Genomic DNA, 8,265 nt, shown 5'->3' on the forward strand with positions numbered 1-8,265 from the left:
GAGGATCCACCCCCGCCGAGCCAGGCGCCCCAGCCATAGGTGCCCACGTGGTAGTCGATGCCGATGTGCGCACCTTGAGCCAGGTGAACGATCAGGTAGAAGAATGCGCCGGCATGCAATTCATAGTGGATCAGCGGCAACGACAAAAGCGGCACCTGCAGCCCCTGCGCCCACATCGACAGCCCCTGGCCGCGACCATCATTGGCCACCAGCAACACGCCAGCCACCAGGATGAAGGCGTAGAGCACGGCGCCCAGGATATCCACCAGGGCGTGCATGCCGCCGCCACCGGCCAGCAGGCGATAGGTCATCGACGACAGGCCGAAGAAGCCACCGGCAATCTGCACCAGGCCAATCAGGCGGAAGAGGAAAAGCGTCATGCGGGGCTCCTGGAAAAACGTCTACGACAGATCATCGGCGATTTCGCCAAGGTCGGCGATGTGTTGCTCCCACCACCGCGGTTCGGCGGCGAAGGGAAAGGCGGCGGGGAAGGCCGGATCACCCCAGCGCTGGGCGATCCATCCGGCGTAATGCACCTGGCGCATGGCACGCAGCACGGGCACCAGCGCAAGTTCGGATTCATCGAATTCGCGGAACTGGGTGTAGCCCTCCAGCAAAGAGCGCATGGATGCATCGTCGCCGGCAAGCATCCACAGGTCCTGGACGGCCGGGCCCATGCGGGCATCGTCAAGGTCGACGAAATGCGGGCCGCCGTCGGTCCACAGGACATTGCCGGGGTGGCAATCCCCATGCAGGCGCAGGGCGCGCCACGGTCCATAGGCGTCCAGGCGATCATCGATCGCTTCGCCGACGCGTGCGGCGGCATGCCGGTAAGACTCGCGAACGGACACCGGGATCAGCGGTGAGGCGAGTACCGCATTGCAGGGTTCGCTGATCATCGTCTTGCGGTCGAGGCGTCCACGTGCCTGGAAGGGTTCCTTCGCGCCCACCAGGTGGATGCGCGCGATCAGCCGACCCAGCCACTCGAGCTGGTCGGTGGATTCCAGCGATGGCGCACGGCCGCCGCGGCGCGGATAAAGCGCATAGCGGAAGCCGTTATGGTGCAGCAGCGTGTCGTGGCCGAAGCGCAGCGGCGCCACCATGGGAATTTCAGCGTTCGCCAGTTCCCCAGCGAAGTAGTGCTCCTCGGCGATGGCGGCATCGCTCCATCGGCCGGGACGGTAGAACTTGCCTACCAGGAACCCACCGTCTTCCAGGCCCACCTGGAACACGCGGTTCTCATAGCTGTTGAGGGTAAGCAGGCGCCCGTCGGTCCACAGCCCCGTGGCCTCCACCGCCTGCAGCACCACGTCGGGCGACAGGGCGGCGTAGGGTGCGTCGTGGCTCACTGGCCAAAGCCGGCCGGCGCCACCTTGCGGGTGGGCACCACGGCCATGGTCAGCCGCGACAGGCACACCAGGGAATCTTCTTCGTTGGTGATGCGGATTTCCCACACCTGCGTGCTGCGGCCCAAATGCACGACTTTCGCGGTGCCGGTGACCAGCCCCGAGCGCACGCCGCGGATGTGGTTGGCGTTGATGTCCAGGCCCACGGCCACCTCGAGGGCTGGATCGAGCGCAAGCATGGCCGCGGTGCTGCCCACGGTCTCGGCCAGCACCACGGAAGCTCCGCCATGGAGCAGGCCGAACGGCTGGTGGGTGCGGTGGTCCACCGGCATGGTGGCCGAGAGCCAGTCATCGCCTACCGCGGTGAAGGCGATGCCGAGCGTGGCCATCATCGTGTTCGTGCTCCAGCCATTGATGCGGGCCAGTTCGGTGGATTGCTTCCAGATGGACATGCTTGATCTCCTGCGCGTTGGGCCGCATTGTCGTGGTTCTTCCCGCTTGGCGACAATGCGCAGGTGCACACCGTAACCCTGAAAGCCTCCGGCCACCGCTTCGACGTGGCGCCGGGTGAAACCGTGCTGGAGGCCGCGCAACGGGCGGGCATTGCCCTGCCGTATTCCTGCCAGGGCGGTGTGTGCGGCAGCTGCAAGGCCACGTTGCTGCAGGGCGCCTGCGACTATCCGCGCAATCCCCCGGTGGCCCTGTCGGCTGCCGAGCAGGTGCGCCATTCGATCCTTACCTGCCAGGCGGTGCCCCTGGGCGACATCACCATCGCCTCGCGCGAGGTGGCGTCGGTCGAGGATATTCCCAAGGTAAGGATCAAGGTGCGTGTATCGCGCAAGGAGCGCCTGGCAGCCGATGTTATCGGCCTGCGCCTGGTGCCGGTGCACGACACGCCGCTGCGTTGGCTACCGGGACAGTACCTGGACATCGTGCTTGAGGACGGCAAGCGCCGGCCGTTTTCCATCGCCAGCAGCCCGGCGGACGACCACGGCATCGAATTGCACCTGCGCCACGTGACCGGCGGTGGCTTCACCGCGTACGTCGACACCACCCTGGCGGTGGGTGACACGCTGGAAGTGGAGGGGCCCAAGGGTACCTTCGTACCCCGCGAGGATACCGAGCGTCCGATGGTGTTCATGGCCGGCGGCACGGGCTTTGCGCCGATCAAGGCCATCGTGGAGCATTTCCTGGCCCTGGGGACACAGCGCGCGATCACCGTTTACTGGGGCGCCCGCGTGGAGCCCGACCTTTACGACCGCGAACGCGCCGAAGGATGGGTCATGCGGCACCCGGGCCTGCGCTTCATCCCGGTGTTGAGCGATGCCGACGAGGCCCGCCAGGTGGGTATGCGTCCTGGCCTGGTCCATGAGGCGGTGCTGGAAGACTGGCCCGACCTTTCCGGCGTGGACCTTTACATGAGCGGGCCGCCGGCGATGATCGCGGCCAGCCGCGAGCGCTTCGTGGCCGCGGGTTTGCCCGAAGACCACCTTTACTTCGATTCGTTCGAATACGCGCCGGACGTGCTGGCCAGCATCCTGGCCGCCCGGGCGGGAATCCACGGGCTCTAGCGGTTAATTCTTGCCCTTGGCCAGCGGCAGCTGCGCCTGGCGCCAGGCCGCGACGCCACCACCGAGCGTGTGCACCCTGGTGAAGCCGGCCTTGACCAGGCGCGCGGCGGCCTTGTCCATGCCGCGGCCGTCCTTGTCCACGACCACCACCGGCAGTTCGCGGACCTTGGCCAGTTCCTTGTTTTCCGGATCGAACTGGCTGGGCGGGACGTGCTTTGACCCGGGGATATGGGCTTTCTCGTAGTCGGCGTAGGCGGAAATGTCCACCACCAGCGGGCTCTCGCGGTTGATCAGCAGGGTGAGCGAGGCCGGGGTCAATTCCTTCCACTTGCGGGTGAGCCGCAGGATCTCGGTAACGATCAGGGCCAGCACCAGCGCCACGAACAGGGCAAGCAGGAAAGGATGGTTGCCCAGGAACTGGGGCAGTTTGTGCAGCACGTCGTTCATCGATGCATCCAGGCAGTCAGCCTTCGATTATAGCCTTTCATGCGCCCGGTCATTGCGGCGCGATGTTCGGGATACCGCTCATCAGCCACCACTTGTGCTTTTCCGGGTCGTAACGCCACACCTGGTGATCCACCACGCTGCGTTCGGACTGGGTGTTGTTGTTGATCAGGTTGATCTGCACCACCTGGCGCACTTCGTTGGGGTTGTCGCCGGGCAACGGGCCGACGCCTTCGTCGTAGCCGCTTACGCGCACTTGCGACCAACGCGACATCTCCATCGATGAGGGCGGGTTTGCCTCGACGACCTTCGGATCGACGAAGGACAGCGCACTGCGGGCATCGCCCCAGCGCACCACCGAGCCATAGCGGGTGAGTGTCTCGGTCATGGAATCAGAGCGGCGGTCGCTGGCGCAACCGGCAAGCGCGGTCGCCATTACGGCCAGGATCAGGATAAGTCGGCGCATCGGTGAATTCCCCTTGGTGATCTCAAGCCCAATCCGAAGGGCCAATTGTGCCGCATCACGCCTTGCGGCGCTTGGCCACGAAGCGTGCCTGCAGGGTGGCGGCCGGCTTGTCGCCGGGTCCGGGCACGGTGACCAGCACCTGCGCGCGGGCATGCCCGTGGCGGGCCCAGTCGTCGAAGAAGGCCTCCCAGTCGGTGCGCTCGTCCAGCGTGGCGACGGCCTGGAAGTCATCCCATACCGGCTGCAGGTAGCTGACGGTGGATGTGCCCACGAAGATGTCCGCATCCTGGCCGCGGGCATGCATGGCCAGTTCCACCAACCCCCAGCCGGCCAGCGTCATCACGCTGGCGAGGCTGCCGCCGAACGCGCAGCCCTTGTCGTTCACGTTGGGCGCCAGTGGTGCGGCCATCACCAGTTGGCCGGGGTCCCATGCATGCAGCTGAAGCTGCATGGCCTGCACCAGCGGGATGCGCGCAAGCAGGGCGGAAAGGTGTTGCGAGGGTTCTGTCGACATGGCGCGGCAGTCTGCCGCCCCGGGCCGGCAGGGGCAAGCAAGGTAAACTCCCGGACCTTATGGCGGACACGTCGATTCATTCACTTAAGGGCCGCCGCGTGGCGATCACACGGCCTGCCGGCACCGCCGCGGCGCTGGTCACGGCGGTGCGTGCCCGCGGTGGGATACCCGTGTTGCTACCTGGTCTTTCGCTGCGCGCCGCGGAGGACACCCGGGCCGCCGCTACGGCGCTCGATCATGCATTGACCGCCGATGTGATCGTGTTCACCAGCCCGGCGGCCGTGGCGCATGCCCGGCAGCTGCACCGGCTGGTTACCAGGGCGCAGGTCTGCGCGCTGGGTGCCGGTACGGCGAAGGCGCTTGCCCGCGCAGGCATCAAGGATGTGCGCTTTCCCGATCGCGAGGACAGCGAGGGATTGCTGGCCATGGACATCATGTCGCAGCTTGGCCATGCACGCGTGGCACTCATAGGCGCGGCGGGTGGCCGAGGCATATTGCGTTCGGTGTTGCGCGAACGGTCGGCGCGGTTCGACGAGGTGCATGTGTACCGGCGCGGCCCCGCGCGGCTGGACGCACGCCACCGCGACGCGGCCTGCGCCTTCGAGCAGCACGACCATGTGCTGCTGTCGAGCGCCGAGGCCCTGGCGAACCTTCATCGGGGACTGGCCGGAGCACCATGGCAGGCCTTGCTCGGGGCGACCTGGATCGTGAGCAGCGAGCGCCTGGCTGCCATGGCAAGCCAGGCAGGCATTGCCATCGTCCACGTGGCTTCATCGGCGCAAGGCCCGGCGCTACTGGATATGGCGGCGCATGTTCGCGATTGACGACCCCGTTACGCGCTCCTGTTAGCATGCAACGCATGAGCGAAACGACTCCCGACCAGCCCGAGCCCGTCGCGTCCAGCACGCCGGCATCGCCCCGCATATCTTCGCCGGCACCCATTGGCCGGCCCGCGCCGCGCCGCGGCGGCACCATCGCCCTGGCCCTGCTATTGGCCCTGGTAGCCCTCGCCGGCACCGCATACGTCGCCTGGCGCGGCTGGCAGCTGGAGCAGGCCAGTGCCGCGGGCGGACGTGCAGTGGACGACCTCCACCAGCAGATCGGCAGCCTGGGGCAGCAGGTGAACAACCTGCGCGACGAGCGTGCCAGCCTTCGCCAGCGCCTGGCCGATGCCGATGGCGTGAATCGTTCGCTGCGCGAAGACGTGCTGGGCAACGCCGAGCGCACGCGTAACCTGGAAGACGCCGTGGCCCGGTTGTCCGAGCGCAGCGTCAGCGGCCACGACACCATGTTGCTGGACGAGGCCGAATCGCTGCTGCGCATGGGTCGCGAGCGCTTCGTGCTGTTCAACGACGCCGGCGGCGCCATCGCCGCTTACACCTCGGCCGACCAGGCCCTGGCCGCGGTGAACGACGGTGCCTATTCAGGCGTGCGGCAAAGCCTCAATGCCGAACGCGAGGCGCTGTCGAAGGTGAAGGTGCCGGCAATGACGCACGATCTTTCCCTGATCTCGGCGATGCGTACCGACCTTGCCCAGATGCCTTATCGCCCGGTGGACATGCCCGCGGCCGATGCAGAAGGCCAGGGGTTCTTCGCTCGTGTCGGCCGCGCCCTGGCCGGTGTGATCAGCATCCAGCGCGACGACGGCACGCCGCTGGCGATGGCCGACGGTCGCCTGGCGCGTGAGCTGGCGCTGCTCGACCTCGCCCAGGCCCAGGCCGCGTTGCTTGCCTTCGACGACAAGGGGCGCACCGACGCCCTGCGTCGCGTCGACATGACGCTGGAAAAGAACTTCGATCCGAACGACGCCCGCGTACGTCAGTCGCGTGCGCAGATCGCCGACATGCTGCTGGAAACCACCGGCAACGTCGCTCCGCCGCAGTTGGGCGCAGCGCTGGCGGAATTGTCCAATACGCGTTCCGTGCATGCCTTGCACGGCGCACCGGCGGCGCCCGCCGCGCCTTCGTCGGCACCGGCCCAGGGCAGGCCATGAAGCCCTAGCGCTGGTTGCTGCTGTTGATTTTCGTGGCGGTCGTGGCCGCCTTCGGCTGGCACTGGATCGCGGCGGACCCGGGCCTGGTGTTCGTGCGCATCCGCGGCGTGCGGATCACCACCACGGTGGTCTTCGCCATCGTCGCCTTGCTGGTGATCTGGTTCCTGCTCGGCGCGCTGTGGTTCTTGCTGCGGTGGCCGTTCGATGCCACCACCCGGCGCCACCGGCGGCAAAGCCGCCGCCGTTTCAGCGACGGCATCGTGGCCCTGTTCGAAGGCCGTAACGCCGACGCCGAACGGGATCTCTCCCGCGCCTCGCGCTACGAGCCACTGCGCGCAGCGTCGCTGCTCGGCGCCGCGGAAGCTGCCAGCAGGCGTGGTGAGAAAGCCCGCGCCATCGAGTCGCTCGATCAAGCGGCCCAGATCACCCCGGCCGCCGCGCGCATCGTGCGTGCGCGACTGTTGCGCCTGGACGGCCGTCCCCAGGAATCGGTGGCGCTGCTGGCGGCCGACGCCGACACCCGGAGCCTGCCGCCCGCGGGCTGGGCGGAACTGGCCGAATCCGCGGTGCTGGCCGGCGACACGCGCCGCGCCCGTGATTGCCTGGAGCCACTGCAGAAAAGCGGCGTGCTGTCCACGAAACAGCTGGCCGACCTTGAGAACCGCATCCTGCTGATGGCCATTGCCCGCGCGCCCGATGGCGCGGCCCTGACCGAATTCTGGTCGACGTTGCCGAAGAACCAGCGCCGCTCCGCGGCTGTGGTCGATGCCTACGCGCGCCGCGCCGCGGGCTTTGGCCAGAACCTGGCCGCGATGGACGAAGTGGAATCATCGCTGCGCCGCGAGTGGTCTTCGTCCCTGGCGGCGACTTATGGCGCGCTTGGCGTGGACGACATCGAAACGCGCATGCGCCGGGCCGAGGGCTGGCTCGATGCGCATCCGAACGACGCCTCGCTGCTCACGGCGCTGGGCCGCATGTGCGTGCGCCTGAAATTGTGGGGCAAGGCACGCGCGTATCTCGAGCGCGCGCTGGCGCTGGCACCGGATCCGCTGGCCTGGGAAGCACTGGGGGACACCTGCGTGGGGCAGGGTGAAACCAGCCTCGCCCACCGCTGCTATCGCAATGCATTGGCGATCGCCCGTGGCGAGGCCGCCGAACCGCTGCCTGCGGTGCATGCCAGCCGCATCGATACCCGGCCAGTGGCCGTGGAAGAACGCGACGTGCACGGCGTGCCGCGCCTGCCGAAGTAACTACAGCGGTGTGAGGTTGGCGTAGGCCAGCACCAGCCACTTGGAACCGGCATCGGTGAAATTCACCTGGATGCGGGTGTGGGCGCCACCGCCTTCCGCACTCACCACCACGCCTTCGCCGAAGCTCGGGTGCGACACACGCGAGCCCAGCGCCACGGGCAGCGTGTCGGCCACCGGGGCGGCATAGGCGCTTCCCGCGCCGCCGTAGACCGGCCGCGACACCTGCACGCGAGGCCGTACTTCGTCCAGGAGTTCGGCTGGGATTTCGCCGAGGAATCGCGATGGCCGGGCCAGCATCTCGGTGCCGTGCATGCGGCGTGATTCGGCATGGGTCACGAACAGGCGCTCGCGGGCGCGGGTGATACCCACGTAGGCCAGGCGCCGTTCTTCTTCCAGACGGTCTTCTTCCACCGTGCGCTGGCTGGGGAACAGGCCCTCTTCCATGCCCACTAGGAACACCACCGGGAATTCCAGGCCCTTGGCCGAATGCAGGCTCATCAGCTGTACGCAATCGTCCCAGGCCTCGCCCTGGCCTTCGCCGGCTTCGAGCGACGCGTGCGACAGGAAAGCGGTGAGTTCGGTAAGGCCAGCGTCGATGTCGTCGGCCGTGGGCTCGAAGCGGCTGGCCACGTTGACCAGTTCGTCCAGGTTCTCCACGCGGGATTCGGCATTGCCTCGGCT

At 67.5% G+C, this 8,265-nt stretch carries 11 protein-coding genes; 4 read left to right on the forward strand and 7 right to left on the reverse strand.

What is annotated here, in order from left to right:
* From VK519_RS12160 to VK519_RS12170, 3 genes are all read right to left on the reverse strand, one after another.
* A partial coding sequence (locus VK519_RS12160) for a hypothetical protein (RefSeq protein ID WP_324350117.1) occupies positions 1-380 on the reverse strand: 380 nt, incomplete at its 3' end.
* Between the two features lie 21 nt (positions 381-401).
* Complete coding sequence (locus VK519_RS12165; RefSeq protein WP_324350119.1) at positions 402-1,349, reverse strand: serine/threonine protein kinase; 948 nt, start codon at positions 1,347-1,349, stop codon at positions 402-404.
* On the reverse strand, positions 1,346-1,798 hold the full coding sequence (locus tag VK519_RS12170; protein ID WP_324350120.1) for a hotdog fold thioesterase: 453 nt from the start codon (positions 1,796-1,798) through the stop codon (positions 1,346-1,348). The genes VK519_RS12165 and VK519_RS12170 overlap by 4 nt, the downstream gene beginning before the upstream one ends.
* 63 nt (positions 1,799-1,861) lie before the next feature.
* On the opposite strand from VK519_RS12170, the gene VK519_RS12175 reads away from it, so the two are divergent.
* Positions 1,862-2,917: a 2Fe-2S iron-sulfur cluster-binding protein gene (locus VK519_RS12175; protein WP_324350122.1), complete on the forward strand. Its 1,056-nt coding sequence runs from the start codon at positions 1,862-1,864 to the stop codon at positions 2,915-2,917.
* Positions 2,918-2,920: 3 nt separating this feature from the next.
* On the opposite strand, the gene VK519_RS12180 is transcribed toward VK519_RS12175, so the two are convergent.
* From VK519_RS12180 to VK519_RS12190, 3 genes are read right to left on the reverse strand one after another with little or no spacing between them, the layout of a single operon-like run.
* Positions 2,921-3,364 carry a rhodanese-like domain-containing protein gene (locus tag VK519_RS12180; protein WP_324350123.1) on the reverse strand — a complete coding sequence of 148 codons (444 nt, stop codon included), beginning with the start codon at positions 3,362-3,364 and terminating at the stop codon, positions 2,921-2,923.
* A gap of 49 nt (positions 3,365-3,413) precedes the next feature.
* Positions 3,414-3,827 (reverse strand): hypothetical protein, encoded by a 414-nt coding sequence (locus VK519_RS12185; RefSeq protein WP_324350125.1) that lies wholly within the window; start codon positions 3,825-3,827, stop codon positions 3,414-3,416.
* 55 nt (positions 3,828-3,882) lie between these two features.
* Complete coding sequence (locus VK519_RS12190) at positions 3,883-4,341, reverse strand: YiiD C-terminal domain-containing protein (protein WP_324350127.1); 459 nt, start codon at positions 4,339-4,341, stop codon at positions 3,883-3,885.
* 98 nt (positions 4,342-4,439) lie between these two features.
* Between VK519_RS12190 and VK519_RS12195 the strand changes: the two genes are divergently transcribed.
* The 3 genes from VK519_RS12195 to VK519_RS12205 are packed head-to-tail and all read left to right on the forward strand — an operon-like array spanning position 4,440 to position 7,584.
* On the forward strand, positions 4,440-5,165 hold the full coding sequence (locus VK519_RS12195; protein WP_324350129.1) for a uroporphyrinogen-III synthase: 726 nt from the start codon (positions 4,440-4,442) through the stop codon (positions 5,163-5,165).
* 35 nt (positions 5,166-5,200) lie between these two features.
* Entirely contained in the window at positions 5,201-6,334 is a 1,134-nt protein-coding gene (locus VK519_RS12200) for a uroporphyrinogen-III C-methyltransferase (RefSeq protein ID WP_324350130.1), read from the forward strand.
* A 14-nt stretch (positions 6,335-6,348) separates the two neighbouring features.
* Positions 6,349-7,584: a heme biosynthesis HemY N-terminal domain-containing protein gene (locus VK519_RS12205; protein ID WP_324350132.1), complete on the forward strand. Its 1,236-nt coding sequence runs from the start codon at positions 6,349-6,351 to the stop codon at positions 7,582-7,584.
* On the opposite strand, the gene VK519_RS12210 is transcribed toward VK519_RS12205, so the two are convergent.
* A partial coding sequence (locus VK519_RS12210) for a 3'-5' exonuclease (RefSeq protein WP_324350134.1) occupies positions 7,585-8,265 on the reverse strand: 681 nt, incomplete at its 5' end.

This window comes from Pinirhizobacter sp. (assembly GCF_035317885.1).
Classification (GTDB): domain Bacteria; phylum Pseudomonadota; class Gammaproteobacteria; order Xanthomonadales; family Rhodanobacteraceae; genus Pinirhizobacter.